Genomic DNA, 17,394 nt, shown 5'->3' on the forward strand with positions numbered 1-17,394 from the left:
AAAAAATATTATTATCAGGGTATATATGGCGTTTATGCCAAATATTATTATATCAACCCTAACCAACCAAACCCTAACTATGTCAATCAAAATTATTGGTGCCGGCTTTCCCCGCACCGGAACCTCTTCGCTGAAAATTGCCCTGGAAAAGCTCGGATATGAGAAGTGCTACCACATGAAAGAACTGCTGGTAGCGCCGGAAAATCTGCATTACTGGCTTGACCTTGAAAGCAAACGAACAACGGATTATGATGGATTATTTAATGGGTATGACTCAACCGTTGATTTTCCCGGTTACCCGTTTTACAAGGAATTTATGGCGAAATATCCGGATGCCAAGGTAATTCTTACCGTTCGTCCATTTGAAAAATGGTATCAGAGTGTAAATGCCACTGTTCGTAACGCCGGACCTCAAACCATTGGCGAAAAACTGGGTATGCTAAGCAAATTACCATTCAGTGCCCGTTTGAGAGGAGTGAAAAATTCTATCGGATTTTTCAAGCGCATGTTTTTTCAAAAAGAATTCAATGGTCGTTTTGATGATAAGCAGTATGCCGAAGAGGTATTTAACCGGCACATTGAAGATGTGAAAAAAAATGTTCCTGCAGATAAGTTGTTGATTTATGAAATAACCGAAGGGTATGGACCCTTATGTGAATTTCTTGACAAGCCAATGATCGATGAACCTATTCCTCACGCAAATAAAAAAGAGAACTTCAAGGAAATGGTACAGAAGCTCATGAAAGGTGAAATGGTTCATGAGGAATAAACCGTGATAACTAATTCAATAACTCGGGAAATGTAAATCCCCTTTCGGAAACCGCCTGAATTCGTTCAATGACGTTGATCACAGGAGAACAGGCAGACAACAATAAAGAAATCCGGTTACGCCTTATTTATACCATATAGGCAGCCGGATTTTTTTCAAAGGATTCTTTGCAGCCGTCACAGCAGAAATAAACCTTCTCCCCTTCATATTCGAGCACATATTTAGCCGTACTTTTCTGAACCGGAATTTTACAGACAGGATTAATGTAAAGGTCTTCGGTTAATTCCATTTCATCCAGATTGGAAGTACTTTCGCCTGCCCCGGCATACTTATGCTGAATAATTTGAGCTAAAATGGAAATCGCCACTTCCTCGGGGGTTTTGGCATTAATGTCCAGGCCTGCAGGTGTTTGAATTTTCACGAGCTGATCATGTGATATGCCGGACCGCTTCAGTCCCATAAAAATTGAATTGGCCTTTTTACGGCTTGAAACGAATGCCAGGTATTTTGGATTAGCATGGATGGCAGTTTCCAAATGCCGCGCGTCATCCTCACCCTGGGTGCAAACCACCGCATAGGCCTGGATGGCTGGCATATTCGCTGAAAGAAAATCTTCAAGCGACATAATGTTCTGTGCCATTGGAAACATTTCCTTTTCTGCCACATCAGAAACAACAGATACGCTAAATCCAGCAGCACTGCCTATCTCCGACAGCGCCTTGGCAATATGTGATCTTCCAAAAATGATGATTTCAGTTACGGTCATAATGGGTTCAATATAAACTTCAACAGCCCCGCCGCTCATGCAGGTCATTCCATAATTTTTTACACCGCTTTGTTCCGGTGTTTGCATGCCATTTTGAATTCGCACCAGTCTCGGAGTTTGTTCACGAATGGCTTCTACGGCTTCCTTGATTACAATACCTTTAGTACATCCGCCGCCAATCCAGCCATGTACCTGACCGTCTGCCGTAATGAGCGCCTTATCTCCAGGCTTTCCTGAAGTAGGTGCCTCTCTTCGCACAACCTGAGCAATGGCTGCAGCTTTCTGCTGCTTTTGGGCCAGCTCAATTTCCTTTAATAACGTTTGCTTAAACATTTGACAGTATATTTTCGAGTTCCTGTAGACTTTCCAGATTGTGGGCAGATGAAAACACATCCAGCTCCGACAGCGCGGCATTCATTCCGCCTGCCAGGGGTTCATATCCCTCGTGCCCTTTAAGGGGATTCAGCCAGACCAGTTTTGTTGTACGCATTTTAATTTTCCGTAGTTCACCTTTCAATAGTTCCGGATTCCCGTCATCCAGCCCGTCACTTAAAACAATTGTAACGCTTTTTCCATTCAATATACGCTTACTATATCGTTCGTTGAATGCTTCAAGGCACGCCCCGATTTTTGTGCCGCCAGACCAGTTATTCGCGTGCTGACTCATCTCCCACAGCGTTTCTTCCAATTCATGCTCATGCAGATAATCAGTAATCCGCACTAAGCGTGTGCTGAAAACAAATGCCTCGATATGCTTTAGCCTGGATTTTAAAGACCAGATGAAACGGAGCAGAAAAAACGAATATTTATCCATACTTCCACTTACATCCATCAAAAGGATGATGCGGAACTTTTCTTCCTTTCTGTTTCTTCTTGCAAGGCGCAATAAAACATCGCCGTTCGACATGTTTTCACGGATGGTCCGGCGCATGTCTATTTTTCCCTTTTTGCGCGCTTCCATCTTTCGTTTAAGCCGATGGTTCAGCTGGCGCATGAGCTGTGATATGATTTCGTCCAGAATGGGTGCGTCTACAGATGAAATGAGACGAAAATCAGTCTGCTTAATGGTGTCTATTTTACTGGCGCCACTAACACTTTTGGCATCTTCCTCATCCTCTTTTTTCTTATCCGAGCCATTCGGATTGAATCCTGCCATGACAAGGGAGGCGTTGGTTTTTTTTACAACATTGGACTGACTTTTATTTGTGACCTTGTGGGCGTATTCATGCTTGCCCTTTCGCCAGAAGATTTTAAAGCACCTGTCGAATATGGGGTAATCTTCCTGCTTTGAGCAAAATAATGCCTTGAGACTGTAATAAAGCGTATCAGTATCTGCGATGAACCCGTTGTGAGCAGCCTCCAATGCTTCATGACCATGGTTAAGGCCTACATGTAAACCACTTTCCCTGCAAAGCTTGCAGAAACCGACAACGGCCTGATCGATCGTGTCAAAATTAGAATAGTGATTTACAGCCATCACTCAGGTGTTTACATCTTCCAGTAAATTTTCTATTCCTCTTGATTTGAGTAATTGAATATCTGATTCAGACTTTAATACGCAACCGATAGTCTTTTCAATATATTCAGCGGTGAATGTATCTGAATGCAGCGCAATTAAGCTGTGAGCCCAGTCGAGTGTTTCTGCAATTCCGGGTGTTTTTTGCAATTTCAATTCGCGAAGTGCGTGAACGTATTTCACGAGCATTTCAGCGATATCACTGCTAATGGACGGATATTTTTTGCGCAAAATATTGATCTCCTTCTCAAACTCCGGATATTCAATCCAGTGATACAAACAACGCCTCTTCAGGGCATCGCTGAGTTCCCGCGTCCTGTTGGAGGTTAACAGGACAATGGGCTTGTGGGTTGCTTTGATGGTTCCCATTTCCGGGATAGAAATCTGAAAATCAGATAACAATTCAAGCAGGAATGCTTCGAACTCCTCATCTGCCCGGTCAATCTCATCAATCAAAAGCACGGGTGCCTTATCAGTTCGTGTTATGGCCTGCAGAAGAGGTCTTTTTAACAGGAAATCCTCGCCGAATATATGAGCTTCCTTTTCGGTAGCCGACAAAGCGGAATTTTCATTGATCTTTATGGAAAGCAACTGCTTCTGGTAGTTCCATTCGTAAATGGCAGTATTCACATCGAGTCCCTCATAACACTGTAAACGTATAAGGTCTGTTTCCAGGTATGAGGCGATGATATGGGCCGCCTCGGTCTTCCCAACTCCCGGAGGTCCTTCCAGTAATAATGGTTTCTCCAGCTTCAACATCAAAAGAAGAACCGTTGCCAGTTCTTCTTCTACAATGTATCCAAGCTGGTTAAACCGATCAATGAATGCCTGAATGTCTGCTATCATCTTGCTCAGCTATCGCCTTTCTTGAAAAACCCTTTAATTACAGATCCCATCATGGAACCTGCTTTAAGCTCGTTATTGAATTCTTCGCCTGCCAGCATATGTTTGAAGTTATCTACAAACTGGTTCATCAGCTGCGCAGAAACGTCATTGATAAGTCTGGAACCAAACTGGGCAAGCGTTCCCTGAATGTTAACAATCATTTCAAAATCCACTTCAGTACCACCTTCAACTTCCTTGGCACCTCCATTCATTGTCATATCAGCACTGCCTTTTCCTTTGGAATCCAGGCCTTTGCCTTTCAGAACCATAGTATGATTGGCGTTATCCATTTTCTCGATGGTGATTTGTCCGTCATACTTTGATTTCACCGGACCGAACTTGAGACTAACTTCTCCCTTGTAGTTGTTATCATCTATTTGTTCAGTGATTGAGGCCCCCGGAACACATCCTGAAATAGCCATTGGGTTGCTCAAACCTGCCCATACTTTTTCAATAGGTTCTTCGAGTTTGAAATTCTTTGTGATTGTAGCTTCCATAATTATTTTGTTTGAAAGGTGCCGGTTGAATACCGGCACCTCATACTTGTTTACTATTCTGAAATTTTCTTATCAAGCACTCCTTTTTCCTTCAAGGCCTTAAAGATCTTGTAAGGGGTAATCGGAATATCAAGATGAGTAATTCCATATGGCTTAAGTGCATCCACAATCGCATTTGCAATCGCCGGAGGTGCACCTACAGTTGGTGATTCACCAATACCCTTAGCTCCTATCGGATGATGAGGAGACGGAGTTACCGTATGGCCTGTTTCCCAGCTGGGAGATTCCACAGCAGTAGGAACCAGGTAATCCATGAAGGTACCATTCAGAATGTTTCCATCCTCGTCATAAATGAGCTCTTCGTACATCGCCGGAGCGAGTCCCTGGGTGAGTCCGCCATGAACCTGTCCCTGGGCTACCATCGGATTAATGATGTTTCCGGCGTCATCGATCGCCACAAAGCGTCTCACCTTGATCTCGAAGGTTTCAGGGTCAATATCCACAACGCAGATATATGCACCAGACGGGAAAGTAAGATTCGGAGGATCATAGTAGTGAGTTGCTTCAAATCCTGCTTCCATCCCCTGAGGGTGATTCGTATATGCTGCGAAAACAATCTCCTGAATGGTCTTGGATTTCTCAGGCACATCCTTCATGCCTTTCACATAGAATTTTCCGGTTTCCCATTCAAGGTCATCCTCGCTTACCTCCAACAGATATGCTGCGATCTTTCGCGCTTTGTCGCGAAGCTTTCGGGCAGCAATCGCTGCGGCAGCTCCTGCCGTTGGCGTACTGCGGCTCGCATAGGTTCCAAGTCCGTACGGTGCAGTATCTGTATCACCTTCTTCAACCTGGATATTGCTTGCAGGAATTCCCAGTTCCTCGGCAATGATCTGGGCGTAGGTGGTTTCATGACCCTGTCCCTGTGACTTTGTTCCGAAGCGTGCGATCGCTTTACCAGTTGGGTGTACCCTGATCTCTGCGCTATCGAACATCTTGATACCCAGGATATCGAAATCCTTCGATGGACCGGCACCTACAATTTCAGTAAAGGTTGACAGTCCGATTCCCATTAGCTCACCTTTCTTACGCTTCTCAGCCTGCTCTTTTCGAAGACCGTCATAGTCGACCGCTTTCATGGCTTTCTCAAGTCCCTGCACGTAATCTCCGCTATCATATTCCCAGCCGGTTGGCGAATGGTATGGGAACTGATCTTTCTGAATGAAATTCTGGAAACGTACAGCCGCGGGGTCCTTACCAATTTCAAGCGCATACCTGTCGGTAATACGTTCGATGGCGTGCACCGCTTCCGTTACACGGAATGAACAACGGTAAGCAACTCCCCCCGGGGGTTTGTTGGTGTAGACTGCATCAGCTTCCATAAATGCATGCGGATAATCATATGACCCGGTTCCGATCGAGAACATTCCGGTAGGGAATTTCGAAGGATTTGCCGAGGCATCTGTGTATCCATGATCTGCCAGTACTTTCATGCGGGTCGCGAGGATCTTACCGTCCTTGGTTCCGGCCATCTCTGCTGTAATATGGTAATCACGGGCAAATGAATCTGCCTGCAGGTTTTCACTGCGGTCTTCAATCCATTTAACCGGTTTTCCAATCAGGAATGAAGCAGCAATAGCAATCACGTAACCAGGATACACAGGAACCTTACCTCCAAATCCACCTCCGATATCAGGTGATATCACGCGGATCTTTTCCTCAGTTAAACCAACATGTCCTGCCACCAGTGCAATTACCGTACGGATTGCGTGCGGTGCCTGGGTGGTCATGTACATGGTCAGGTGATTGTTGATCTTGTCATAGTCTGCAACACATCCGCACGTCTCGATCGACGAAACATGAATTCGGGGAATGTGCATCTGCTCTTTTACTACAACCTCTGCCTCATTGAAGATCTTTTCTGTTTCTTCTTTCTGCCCTACTTCCCAATGCCAGATATGATTGTCTTTTTTTCCTTCTTTATCTGTCCGCAATACAGGGGCATCAGGCTCAAGTGCCTTATATGGATCTACAACGGCTTTCATGGGCTCATATTCCACGCGAACTGCTTCACGTCCGTCACGAGCGCCGTATTTGGTAGTAGCGATAACCGCTGCCACTTCCTGTGCCTGGTACATAACGGTATCCGTAGGAAGTACCATTTGTGTATCCGACATCAGGGTTGGCATCCAGTGCAGGTTATATTTTTCCAGGTCCCTGCCCGTAACTACGGCAAGAACGCCCGGTACCTTCATGGCCTCCGTGGTGTCGATATTTTTGATCTTTGCGTAAGCGTACGGACTGCGTACAATATCCATGTACAGTGTGCCGGGTAGTTTGACATCATCAACATAATGTCCTTTTCCGTGCACGAACCGGTCGTCTTCCTTTCGCTTCATCGAGTGGCCCATGCCACTGATTTCCTTCGATGTTTTACATTGTATCATCTATGCGTTGGTTTGAGTTCGTTAATCAATAAATTCAGGTTCTGTAGAAGGCAATTCCTCTCCTCTCATCTTGGCTCCCGCATATATAATGGCCTTCACAATATTATTATAACCGGTGCATCTGCATAGATTTCCGGAAATACCCCATCGGATTTCTTCTTCCGTCGGGTTAGGATTTTTTTCGAGCAGCTCTTTGGCGCGCAGCATCATTCCCGGCGTACAGAATCCGCAGTGCAGACCGTGATTTTCCTTGAATCCTTCCTGCAAGGGATGCGGACCGTCGGCTGTTGCCATTCCTTCAACTGTCATGATCTCCTTACCTACTGCCTGGATTGCCAGTATCGTACAGGACTTGGCGGATTTGCCGTCTATCAGGATTGTACAGGCGCCGCAGCTTGAGGTGTCACATCCGATATGCGTACCGGTAAGGCTGGCATTTTCCCGGATAAAATGAACAAGCAGTGTTCTGGGCTCAATTTCGGAGGTATATTCAGCTCCATTGATTTTTAAAGTGATTTCTTTCTTCATGGTAACTTGGTTTAGCTCTGCGCCCTTTCCAGCGCTTTGGTTATCATTCGTTTCGTTAAGACTTTGATGATCCGTCTCTTGTAATCTTCATCACCCCGAAGGTCGGTAGATGGATTACAGTCTTCAGAAGCATATTGTGCGGCTTTTTCAATGGCATCCGCATCAACGGTGGTTCCTACCAGTGCTTCTTCGGAACGCTTTGCACGCAGTGGTGTCGGGTTTACATTGGTAAGTCCGATGCCAGCACTTGTGCAAACACCATTGTCATCAAGAACGATCTGTACTGCCACACCTCCTGTCGCGTAATCACCAACCTTTCGTTCCGTCTTATGATAGGCATTTCCATATTTGCCTTCAGGCAACGGAATGCGAATCTCTGTCAAAATCTCTCCGTCCTGAACTGCTGTCGCATAGAAGCCATAGAAAAAATCATCGATCCCCACTGTTCTTTTCCCTTCTAACCCGGTGATTTCAACTTCTGCATTTAATGCGATCATAAGTGCGGGATGGTCATTTGCCGCATCACCATGGGCTAGATTACCTCCTATGGTTCCGAAGTTACGGACCTGGGGATCGGCAATCAGCTTGGTTGCGTCTTTAAAGATTTGAAAATGATCTATCACATGGTGTGACTCCTCCAATTCAACTTCACGCGTCATCGCACCAATTTTCAGATAATCATCTTCAATGCGTACATACGATAGACCTGGAATATTATTCAGGTCTACTAAATGTTCCGGTTCCGCGAACCGTAACTTCATCATGGGGATCAGGCTGTGCCCACCCGCCAGGATTTTTGCTTCATCACCTAACTCGTTGAGAAGCTTCAGTGCTTCATCCAGTGTTGAAGGCGCTGAATAATCAAAGGATGCTGGGATCATAATTTAATTGTGGTTAGAATTTTATAATGCGTTATCGTGTTCATTCTACACATTAATATAAGTTTAAACTGATAAATCCGTGTATTGTTTTGATTTTTTTAAAAATAATTCCTGTTTCTGTGGTTTATTTTCATTCTGACAGAATTTACTCATTTTATTCCAATTTTTACAGTATTTACCTTTGTAAGATTTGCCATAATCAGCTTCCATTCGGGACTTCCTGAATCGCTGAAATATAAATTGCCATTGGTTGTTCCGAAGAGCATATTCCGGCCATTTTTAGCGAAGGCATGCCGAAGTACAATATCAAATACCGGCGGTTCAGGAAGACCGTCATTCATCTCCTGCCAGCTGCTGCCATAGTCAGAAGTCTGGTACACTTTTAACTGCAATTCAGGAGCGACACGTTGCTCATCGCTTTCCACAGGAATCACCCAGGCCCGGGCCGGATCTTCATCGTCTATCGCAATGGCGAATCCGTAATAGGGCATTCCGTCTTTGCCTGAAACATCATTCCAGCTTGCACCGGAATCCCTGCTCACATAAATGCCGCAATGATTCTGTTGCCAGAGCACATTCCGGTCTACAGGATGCTGCAGCAGAAGATGCGGATCATGGCCAATCTCCACATGCGGATTTGGAAGGTATGCTGCCACCAGACCGGAATTGCGTGCTTCCCATGACTTTCCGCCATCCGTAGTTTCGAAAACACCCGCACAGCTGATGGCGATATACACATGGTCGCTGTTCAACGGGTCAACTACAATGGAATGAATAAAGGGGTGATCACTGCCGGCACCGAACCACTGCCCGGGATTATTTCGGCTGGGATGATTCCACAAGCCTGTCACAAGCTGGAAAGACTTTCCATTATCGTCGCTCTCAAATAAAGCACCGGGATCTGTTCCCACCCAGATATTTCCTGGCTTGTCGGTATTTGCATTTGCCATACACCATAACTGACGAACCCTGGCGCGGCTGCCATCGGGCATCGTGGCATCCTCAAAAACCGGTGTAGGTGTTTCATGCCACGTATTTCCAAAATCTTCAGAATAATGAAGCTTTTGCCCCCAATGTTTGTGTGAAATGCCCACCCACCATCGCTGATCACGTGAATCAATATGCAGCATGGTGATGGAAAATCCCTTGAAGTAAATTGCTTCGAGTTTCGGGCCGTCCAGATCCAGGACTACCAGGCCCTTTGCAGTTCCTATGAGCGCATAACTCATCCGCCCGACAGCGCTTGAAATATTAATACTTCATTGGCTGGTCTGACCGGATCGGAGAGCTTATTACGGTCATGAATAAGATCTTCATCAATAAAGATATTCACATGCTTGCGGAGGCTTCCGTCTTCTTCCAGCAAGTAGGCTCTGATGCCGGGATAGATCTCTTCTGCTTTGGTAATCACATCGCTTACATTGCCGGCCTCTACCTGAAGTTCCTTCAGATCGGGAAAAAAGCGATTCAATGCGGAAGTGAATTTTACTGTTGCCACGATGCAAATGTCTTTTGAAAAAATCCTTTAACCGTTGCCGTAAAAGATGAAAAGCTGCCATTTATCCAGATCGCCAGAATAAAGAGTATACTTCCGGCAGTATAATACTCTGAGGGAATAATTAACTGATGGGTAAGTGTAATCAGTACAAAACCGGTAAAGGCTACAATAAATGCAGCCCAGGTCTGCCGTCCTTTAAAGTTCATGAAAAGCATTGCCACGATGGCAATCCCGAGTACGATGGGAATGTAGGACACCCAGTTGTTCTCAGTAAAATACATATCCGAGCCGCCGCACATGGTGACCGCACTGGCATATGCCATGATGCAGATGGGACATTTAGGAATTATGATAACAAGAAGCGTACTCAAAACAGAAGAGCCTGAAAGGAAATTTGCCTTTCTGTTTGTTTTGGTTTTGCATGTTGTACACTTGCTATCCATGGAATATTTTTAAAAACGATACTATAACAAAATAAATTATAGATAGTTTTGAATTATATGAGGGAATATATTGAAAAAATTAAAGAATGGAGCGCCGCTCATAAAATTGTAGCGATGGCCCGGGTAGTTCAAACATGGGGGTCTTCACCCAGACCCGCTGGTTCACTGATGTTTATAGATCCGGAGGGTAACATCTCCGGCTCGGTGAGCGGGGGTTGTGTCGAAGGTGCCGTGGTAAAGAAAGCCCTGGAAGTGATTCCTACCAAAACCGATGTTCCGCTGAAGTATGGAGTTTCAGACGAAGATGCTTGGTCGGTAGGTTTATCCTGTGGAGGAAGTATACAGGTGTATTTGCAGACCGTTGATTTTTCTGATGGTATTTGGCCTGAGCTTATTAAAAGTGTCGAAGCCAATAAGTCGGCCATCCTGGTCACATCCCTCGACGAAGGTGAATCATCCAATACCCTGATCCTTGAAGACGGTCAGGTTCTAGGTGAATTCCTTACTGATGAAATTCTCAATGAAGCCCGTGATGCTTATTCAAAACGTATCCACAAGACCTTTACCCATGGGGATACGCACTACTTTATACAGTTGTTTCCGCGAAAGAGCCAGCTTCTTATCATTGGAGCTGCCCATATCACCGTTGATCTGATCACACTGGGCAATATGTATGATTTTGATACGGTAGTTATTGACCCGCGTGGTTTCTTTGCCGATCACACAACATTCAATGATGCACCCGGGCATCTTATCAAAGCCTATCCATCGGAAGTGCTCAAAGATTTTACCCTGGACGCATATACGTTTGCCGCAATTCTATCGCATGACCCTAAAATCGATGATGACGCATTGCAGGTTCTCCTGCCTTCCGAAACCGCCTATATTGGTGCACTCGGAAGCCGGAAAACACATGAAAAGCGTATTCGCCGCTTAAAGGATAAAGGGATGAGCGACGAATTAATAGAAAAAATACATGCGCCGATCGGATTGCCCATTCATGCAAAATCTGCACGTGAGATTGCGCTCTCGGTTATGGGGCAGATCATCTCAGAGAAAAACAAATACCTGTAATTACTCCCGGTAAAAGATCAGGGGATACACTTCACCCTGCTGGAACAGGTCTTTTCCTGAAGGCAATACGATAAATGCCTCTGCATCCACGAGGTTGGCCAGGTCTCCCGAGCCGTTACCTTTTACCGGCGTAGCCAACAGTTCGGCATTTTCTGAATAGGAAATTTTCACTTCCAGAAAATAGGTAAGATCAGGTTTGAAATGGACATCTTCAGTAAGCATCGCCCTGGGCTGCGGCGGAATCTGCTGATGCAGACACTTTTGAAGCCAGGGCTTAAAATACTGCTGCATACACATAAAAGAAGAAACCGGATTGCCGGGAAAGGCAAATACGGTGGCGCGGTCATGTACACCAAACCAGAACGGTTTTCCCGGGCGCTGTTTAATCTTATGGAAAAGTTTTTTTACACCAGCCACTTCCAGTGCTGCGGGGAGAAAATCAAATTTGCCTCTTGAGACTCCCCCACTGATCAGAATCAGGTCATATGACTTGAGATATTGATCAAGTGCTTCAGAAATTTCACTTTCATCATCTTTCAGGTGAGCGGTTTCAACGGGTACCCCGAAATAGGAAAGCACCGTTTTCAGTCGGTATACATTGCTTCTTCGAATTTGATGAGGTTCCGGCACTTCATGGATATCTACCAGTTCATCTCCCGTAGATATGATGATCGTTTTAGGAAACCGGCTCACGCGTACCGTTGACTTCCCAACTGTGGCACAGACACCAATTTCGGGAGAAGATATCTTTACTCCGGGGGTAATGATGCAGGATCCGGCTGTACGGTCCTCCCCTTTCATATGTATATTCTGATGTTTCGTAACTGCCGGCACCTCGATGGTTGCCTGACGCCCGTCGATGAATACATCTTCATAGCGAATAACTGCATCTGCATTTCTGGGCATCACCGCCCCGGTCATTACCTCCAGGCACGCGCTTGAGTCCCGCAATTCATGCTGCTTATCACCCGCTGCTGCTACTCCTTCAATCAGAAAAGTGCGCTGCCCTTTTTTAAAGGCCGCATGTGAAATGGCTATACCATCCATCGTTACGCGGTTATAAGGAGGAAAATCACGGTCAGCCACGATTTCGTCTCTGAGGATACGGCCGAGGGCATTTTCCAGTTCGACAGATTCAGTGCCAAAGTCCCTGGTATGCTGAAGTACAAGATTTAGTGCGTCTTCAACGGTTATGAGATTTTCCATATTAGCTTCAGATCAATTTTCGTGAATATACACAATGAACAATCCACAGGCTAAAAATCTGCACAACTAAAGACCCCCATGCTGTTAAAATAGTGTATCAGGCCGGCCTGTTAACTGATCTGTTGGAAAGGCCGTATATACCCACTGCAAGCAGACAGATGAGAGGCACCATGAATGAGATCTGGATAGAGGATAATTCATCGGAAAGGAAACCCTGAACCGCGGGCAATAGCGCCCCTCCGAGCATAGCCATGATCAAACCCGACCCTGCCATTTTCTGATCATTGCCAACACCAAGCAATGCCAGTCCGAATATCGTAGGAAACATGAGTGACAAACTCGCCGAAATCGCTACCAGTGCGATAACCCCCGTTAATCCGCCTCCAATAATCGATACCAACAAAAAGACAGCTCCTCCGAAAGCAGCCGTGGCCAGCAGTGATCCGGCTGAATAACGTTTCAGTAAACCTGTGAACACAAATCTGGAAACGGTGAATAACACGAGTGCAGAAAGGTAGTATGAGGATGCGTCGGACTCATCAATATTCAATTCCTGCATGGCATAGCGTATGGTAAAAGACCATATGCCGATCTGTGCACCCATGTAGAAAAACTGAGCCATTACGCCATTTCGGTAATTCCGCTTCCGGAAAAGACGTGCCAGTGTAGCGCTTACATTTACATTTCCGTCTGATTCTGACGCCTTCGGCATATTGGTAAAATAGATGAGCAACCAGAGCAGGAACAGAACCCCTGCTACGCCAACATACGGTCCCATAACCGCTCCTAATTCAGCTTGTTGAATGCTTGCGAGTTCATCTGCACTCAATGTGGAACGGGTCCCGGAATCGGCTACATTTAATTGATCGAGTATAAAAAATTTACTCAGTAATACTCCGGTGATTGAACCAATGGGGTTGAACGACTGGGCAAGATTAAGGCGCTGTATACTTGTAGCCTCATCCCCCATTGCCAGGATATAGGGATTGGCAGTGGTCTCAAGAAATGATAGTCCGCCCGCCAGCACAAACAGCGCTGCCAGAAAATGTCCGTAAACCATGGTCTGACTAGCCGGATAGAATAACAGCGAGCCCAGGATAAAAAGTCCGAGGCCTACGAGAATTCCGGTTTTGAAGCTGAAGCGCCGAATAAGAATTGCTGCCGGAAGTGCCAGGCAGAAATAGGAACCATAAAACGCCAGCTGAATCCAGGAGGTCTGAAAATCGGTCATACTCATGATCCGCTTGAAGGCAGACAACAATGTATCCGTCATGTTATTCGCCACACCCCACGCAAAAAACATGGAAGTAACAAGAATAAAGGGGAAGAGATATGCACTGGATACGGACTTCCTTGTCATAAGTTCAGAGCTTAAAGGAATCCTAAAATCGATTAATTTTTTCAGCCAAACAAATAATTTAAATAGTAATCATTAAAGGCTAATAATCAATGTTTTATGAAATTTATGGCTAATTTGAGGGATGAGAGACCCCCTCACTTCAGGTTAAGTTTTATGCGGATTATACAGACATAACCTATTCTTACCTGGAATGGGGCTATGCGGTTCTTGCAGGTTTTGAAAAATACAGATTAGCCTGGTGCCTGCACTCCGGTTTAATGGCATCAAGGAATATGGCTATGCCTGAAACTTCAGGAAGTTATTCAATAACGGAGCTATTTTAAAAAATTAAGTTGGTAAGACTTCTATAGCTTACCAACCGGAAGATCAGTCCTTATCGTCCTGATCTTCTTCCCTGAAATCTTCTTTACTCACTTCATCAGCATCTTCCGGCGGCTCTGAAGTAATATTTCCAAATTCGTCTACGTATGCGATCATATCATCGAGATCCGCCGGCGCCTGGTCCTTGCGGTCCTCCTTCTTTTGCATCTTTTCAGCTTTCTTTTTTCGCTTCTGTTCAGCTTTTTGCTTCTTAAGGAATGAATTGAAATTTTTTCTACCCAAAATAGTTTTAGTTTAAATTAAAAATTGAAGAACATCCCGTCTCTGCGGGATGTGCCCGTTAGCGTCTTCCCCGGGCTAAACGGCGGCTGCCCTTCTTTACTCTCCGGTTGCTGTTACCTTCTTTCTTGCCGCGGCTCCTACCGCCCTCAGGCTTTCGTCCACCCTGTTCATCACGGTTAACCCGTATGTTTCGGCCTTCCACTTCAATCCCTTCGAATTTTTCGCTCAAGCCCTGTGACTTTGATTCTTCAATATCAAAAAACGCGCAGTTCTTTTGCAACGATAATTCCCCAAAGTGCTTTCGGGGTATATCTGAAATATCCGAAAGAAAATGAAGAAGGTCACCCTTTGTGATGCCATCTATAGAGCCCACATTGATAAAATATCGATGGAATCCATTTGATGACCGGGTTTCCTTTTTCTCCCCGAATTGCTCGTTCAGGTCTGAAGTCTCCCCCTCCTGCGTGATCAGATGATCAAGCTGTGTGGTAATCAGTCTCTTTAATATATCCTCTTTGCTTAAATGTGCAAATTGTCCGTGTAATTTAGCCAGAATAATTTCTGCCTGGTCATCTACTTTTGTATTGATGATCAGATCAGCCCAGTGATTGATGCGGCTGATTTTCATTTCGTCCAGTGCCGGAACCTCTATCTTCTCGAAGGTTATGTTAATCGTTTTTTCAAGTTCCTTGATCTTGCGTCCTTCACGGGCATTGATGAATGCCAGTGAAATCCCTTTCTTCCCAGCACGGCCGGTACGACCGCTTCGGTGTGTGTAGCTCTCCAGCTGATCCGGCAATGTATGATGGATCACATGTGTGAGATCATTCACATCGATACCCCTCGCCGCAACGTCGGTGGCTATAAGTAATTGCATTGACCGGGTCTTAAAGCGTTTCATAACCGCATCCCGCTGGGCCTGGGAAAGGTCTCCGTGAAGTGCTTCCACCCCATATCCCATATTGCCCAGGTCATCAGCGATCTGTTGTGTTTCACGCTTGGTTCTGCAGAACATTATACCGCGCATGTCAGGCTGCATATCAAGAAAGCGGCGTAATGCCGGTATCTTGTTCGAAGTTTTTGTTACCACATATTTGTGGGCGATATCTTTGTTGCTCTTTTCCTCAGCATTAATGGAAACCTCTTTGGGGTTCACCATATATTTTTTCACAATACGACGTATTTCCCGTGGCATAGTGGCAGAGAAAAGCCATGTGACACGTTCTTCCCGCGTATGTGAAAGGATCTCGTCGATATCTTCCTTGAAACCCATATTAAGCATTTCATCGGCTTCATCGAGCACTACGTACCGAACGTGCTCGAGATTAACGGCCCGGCGCTTTATGAGGTCCAGGAGACGTCCTGGTGTGGCAACCAGAATTTGTGTGGGTTTACGCAAAGCCTTTATCTGGTTGGTGATGGCGGCGCCGCCATAAACCACTTCGATATTCAATAGTCTGTTATTGGCAGAGAAATCGGAAAGTTGTTTTGCTGTTTGCTGCCCCAGTTCCCTTGTGGGAGCCATGATCAGGGCCTGTGTTGCTTTATTTTCGTTGTCGATCAGATCTATCAGGGGCAAACCAAATGCAGCTGTTTTACCGGTACCCGTTTGTGCGAGTCCAATAAAATTCGTAGGATCATTCTGTAATAAAATTGGAATTGCTTGTTCTTGTACGGGGGTTGGGGTGTCAAACCCAAGATCTTCAAGGACGTCCAGAACGTTTTTCGAGAGTCCTAATTTTTTAAATTTATTCAATAAATAGGTGTTAAATGAGCTACAAAGGTACGGAGATGCAGCGTTATTACTATTGAAATTCAAATAATTGTAAGGGAATAAGGCTTTAAATGGAATGGAGGCTGTTTGTGGTCCCTAAAAAGAAGAATCCCGGCCTGTGCAAGCCGGGATCCGGGAAATCGATGGGTTATTCATCGAGTGCTTTTTTATCTATACCGCGTCTTTCACCCAAATGGTTGCGTCAAATTTTTTCTCATCCTTAAATTATCCGGTTATTTTCCAGCATTTTGTAATTTGGTCTTAAATCAAGCGGAATGACACTTACAAGAGTTCGTATCGGGGGTGTTCCGGAACACTTCAATTATCCATGGCATCACGCCATTAATTCGGGTAAATTCCGAAATATGGGAATTGATGTTCAATGGATCTCCTATCCGGGCGGAACCGGGCAAATGACGCAGTCACTGCGTAACGACGAATGTGATATCTGTATGGTCCTCACAGAAGGTGCGATCGCTGATATTGTAAAGGGGAATCCTTCCCGGATTATTTCGGGTTATGTTCAATCACCGCTTATCTGGGGAATACATACCGCACCCGAAAAACAAGCCATACCACGATCAGATCTCTTCGGAAAACGCTTCGCCATCAGTCGGTTTGGATCAGGGTCACACCTGATGCCGATCGTTCACGGACTGATCGAGGGTAAGAAAATCAAACAGGATCACTTTATTATAGTGAATGACATCGATGGTGCTATTTCATCCCTTCAGAATGATGAAAGTGACATTTTCTATTGGGAGAAATATACAACGAAACCCTATGTAGAGAGAAAGCAACTAAATCGGATTGATGAATTTGTCACTCCCTGGCCCTGCTTCATGATCATGGCGACCAATCGCATCATTGATTCGCATCCGGAAATCCTGGATTCCATCCTGCGCATCATTCATCAGGAATGTGATGATTTTATGTCACGCAGCGATGCGCCGGATCTGATATCCCGTGAATATGGCATACAACCCATGGATGCGCGTCATTGGTTCCATGCGACAGAATGGTACACCAATTCATGGGTAAGTAATAAAATGCTCAAAAGCGTTCTTTACACCCTTCTTCAGGCTGGCATCATTGCCGATAGTGGCGATACAGCAGACCTGGTCTGGAAGAGAAAAAATGATTGAAT

General features: G+C 45.2%; 17 protein-coding genes. 3 read left to right on the forward strand and 14 right to left on the reverse strand.

Annotated elements, in window-relative coordinates; all coding sequences use genetic code 11:
• Positions 1-79 precede the first annotated feature (79 nt).
• Complete coding sequence (locus LDX50_RS12430; protein ID WP_225697615.1) at positions 80-769, forward strand: sulfotransferase family protein; 690 nt, start codon at positions 80-82, stop codon at positions 767-769.
• A 127-nt stretch (positions 770-896) separates the two neighbouring features.
• Here LDX50_RS12430 and LDX50_RS12435 read toward each other — a convergent pair whose 3' ends face one another.
• From LDX50_RS12435 to LDX50_RS12480, 10 genes are all read right to left on the reverse strand, one after another.
• Complete coding sequence (locus LDX50_RS12435; protein ID WP_225697616.1) at positions 897-1,868, reverse strand: XdhC family protein; 972 nt, start codon at positions 1,866-1,868, stop codon at positions 897-899.
• Positions 1,861-3,012 carry a vWA domain-containing protein gene (locus LDX50_RS12440; protein ID WP_225697617.1) on the reverse strand — a complete coding sequence of 384 codons (1,152 nt, stop codon included), beginning with the start codon at positions 3,010-3,012 and terminating at the stop codon, positions 1,861-1,863. The genes LDX50_RS12435 and LDX50_RS12440 overlap by 8 nt, the downstream gene beginning before the upstream one ends.
• 3 nt (positions 3,013-3,015) lie before the next feature.
• On the reverse strand, positions 3,016-3,897 hold the full coding sequence (locus LDX50_RS12445) for an AAA family ATPase (RefSeq protein ID WP_225697618.1): 882 nt from the start codon (positions 3,895-3,897) through the stop codon (positions 3,016-3,018).
• A gap of 5 nt (positions 3,898-3,902) precedes the next feature.
• On the reverse strand, positions 3,903-4,433 hold the full coding sequence (locus LDX50_RS12450; protein WP_225697619.1) for an SRPBCC family protein: 531 nt from the start codon (positions 4,431-4,433) through the stop codon (positions 3,903-3,905).
• Between the two features lie 53 nt (positions 4,434-4,486).
• Complete coding sequence (locus LDX50_RS12455) at positions 4,487-6,880, reverse strand: aerobic carbon-monoxide dehydrogenase large subunit (RefSeq protein WP_225697620.1); 2,394 nt, start codon at positions 6,878-6,880, stop codon at positions 4,487-4,489.
• A 21-nt stretch (positions 6,881-6,901) separates the two neighbouring features.
• Positions 6,902-7,408: a (2Fe-2S)-binding protein gene (locus LDX50_RS12460; protein ID WP_225697621.1), complete on the reverse strand. Its 507-nt coding sequence runs from the start codon at positions 7,406-7,408 to the stop codon at positions 6,902-6,904.
• Positions 7,409-7,419: 11 nt separating this feature from the next.
• Positions 7,420-8,289 (reverse strand): FAD binding domain-containing protein, encoded by an 870-nt coding sequence (locus LDX50_RS12465; protein WP_225697622.1) that lies wholly within the window; start codon positions 8,287-8,289, stop codon positions 7,420-7,422.
• A gap of 149 nt (positions 8,290-8,438) precedes the next feature.
• Positions 8,439-9,518: a WD40/YVTN/BNR-like repeat-containing protein gene (locus LDX50_RS12470; protein WP_225697623.1), complete on the reverse strand. Its 1,080-nt coding sequence runs from the start codon at positions 9,516-9,518 to the stop codon at positions 8,439-8,441.
• Positions 9,515-9,787 (reverse strand): MoaD/ThiS family protein, encoded by a 273-nt coding sequence (locus LDX50_RS12475; RefSeq protein ID WP_225697624.1) that lies wholly within the window; start codon positions 9,785-9,787, stop codon positions 9,515-9,517. Before LDX50_RS12475 ends, LDX50_RS12470 begins: the two co-directional genes overlap by 4 nt.
• Positions 9,775-10,110, reverse strand: coding sequence for a hypothetical protein (locus LDX50_RS12480; RefSeq protein WP_225697625.1), 336 nt, complete (start codon positions 10,108-10,110; stop codon positions 9,775-9,777). Before LDX50_RS12480 ends, LDX50_RS12475 begins: the two co-directional genes overlap by 13 nt.
• 177 nt (positions 10,111-10,287) lie before the next feature.
• On the opposite strand from LDX50_RS12480, the gene LDX50_RS12485 reads away from it, so the two are divergent.
• Positions 10,288-11,304, forward strand: coding sequence for an XdhC family protein (locus LDX50_RS12485; protein ID WP_225697626.1), 1,017 nt, complete (start codon positions 10,288-10,290; stop codon positions 11,302-11,304).
• Here the strand turns inward: LDX50_RS12485 and LDX50_RS12490 are convergent, their stop codons facing one another.
• From LDX50_RS12490 to LDX50_RS12505, 4 genes are all read right to left on the reverse strand, one after another.
• Positions 11,305-12,510 (reverse strand): molybdopterin molybdotransferase MoeA, encoded by a 1,206-nt coding sequence (locus LDX50_RS12490; protein ID WP_225697627.1) that lies wholly within the window; start codon positions 12,508-12,510, stop codon positions 11,305-11,307.
• Positions 12,511-12,607: 97 nt separating this feature from the next.
• Positions 12,608-13,870 carry an L-fucose:H+ symporter permease gene (gene fucP / locus LDX50_RS12495; RefSeq protein ID WP_225697628.1) on the reverse strand — a complete coding sequence of 421 codons (1,263 nt, stop codon included), beginning with the start codon at positions 13,868-13,870 and terminating at the stop codon, positions 12,608-12,610.
• 366 nt (positions 13,871-14,236) lie between these two features.
• Positions 14,237-14,473, reverse strand: a complete 237-nt coding sequence (locus LDX50_RS12500; protein ID WP_225697629.1) for a cold-shock protein — start codon at positions 14,471-14,473, stop codon at positions 14,237-14,239.
• Between the two features lie 58 nt (positions 14,474-14,531).
• The gene (locus LDX50_RS12505) at positions 14,532-16,229 is read right to left on the reverse strand and encodes a DEAD/DEAH box helicase (RefSeq protein ID WP_225697630.1); all 1,698 of its coding nucleotides are present in this window, start codon (positions 16,227-16,229) and stop codon (positions 14,532-14,534) included.
• A 293-nt stretch (positions 16,230-16,522) separates the two neighbouring features.
• On the opposite strand from LDX50_RS12505, the gene LDX50_RS12510 reads away from it, so the two are divergent.
• Positions 16,523-17,392, forward strand: coding sequence for a substrate-binding domain-containing protein (locus LDX50_RS12510; protein ID WP_225697631.1), 870 nt, complete (start codon positions 16,523-16,525; stop codon positions 17,390-17,392).
• Positions 17,393-17,394: the final 2 nt, after the last annotated feature.

The organism is Fulvivirga sedimenti (assembly GCF_020328055.1).

Excerpts from the sequence above, each read along its gene's own strand:
- LDX50_RS12430 (WP_225697615.1), top strand. The coding sequence starts at position 80 with ATGTCAATCAAAATTATTGGTGCCGGCTTTCCCCGCACCGGAACCTCT.
- LDX50_RS12435 (WP_225697616.1), bottom strand. The coding sequence starts at position 1,868 with ATGTTTAAGCAAACGTTATTAAAGGAAATTGAGCTGGCCCAAAAGCAG.
- LDX50_RS12440 (WP_225697617.1), bottom strand. The coding sequence starts at position 3,012 with ATGGCTGTAAATCACTATTCTAATTTTGACACGATCGATCAGGCCGTT.
- LDX50_RS12445 (WP_225697618.1), bottom strand. The coding sequence starts at position 3,897 with ATGATAGCAGACATTCAGGCATTCATTGATCGGTTTAACCAGCTTGGA.
- LDX50_RS12450 (WP_225697619.1), bottom strand. The coding sequence starts at position 4,433 with ATGGAAGCTACAATCACAAAGAATTTCAAACTCGAAGAACCTATTGAA.
- LDX50_RS12455 (WP_225697620.1), bottom strand. The coding sequence starts at position 6,880 with ATGATACAATGTAAAACATCGAAGGAAATCAGTGGCATGGGCCACTCG.
- LDX50_RS12460 (WP_225697621.1), bottom strand. The coding sequence starts at position 7,408 with ATGAAGAAAGAAATCACTTTAAAAATCAATGGAGCTGAATATACCTCC.
- LDX50_RS12465 (WP_225697622.1), bottom strand. The coding sequence starts at position 8,289 with ATGATCCCAGCATCCTTTGATTATTCAGCGCCTTCAACACTGGATGAA.
- LDX50_RS12470 (WP_225697623.1), bottom strand. The coding sequence starts at position 9,518 with ATGAGTTATGCGCTCATAGGAACTGCAAAGGGCCTGGTAGTCCTGGAT.
- LDX50_RS12480 (WP_225697625.1), bottom strand. The coding sequence starts at position 10,110 with ATGGCATATGCCAGTGCGGTCACCATGTGCGGCGGCTCGGATATGTAT.
- LDX50_RS12485 (WP_225697626.1), top strand. The coding sequence starts at position 10,288 with ATGAGGGAATATATTGAAAAAATTAAAGAATGGAGCGCCGCTCATAAA.
- LDX50_RS12490 (WP_225697627.1), bottom strand. The coding sequence starts at position 12,510 with ATGGAAAATCTCATAACCGTTGAAGACGCACTAAATCTTGTACTTCAG.
- fucP (WP_225697628.1), bottom strand. The coding sequence starts at position 13,870 with ATGACAAGGAAGTCCGTATCCAGTGCATATCTCTTCCCCTTTATTCTT.
- LDX50_RS12510 (WP_225697631.1), top strand. The coding sequence starts at position 16,523 with ATGACACTTACAAGAGTTCGTATCGGGGGTGTTCCGGAACACTTCAAT.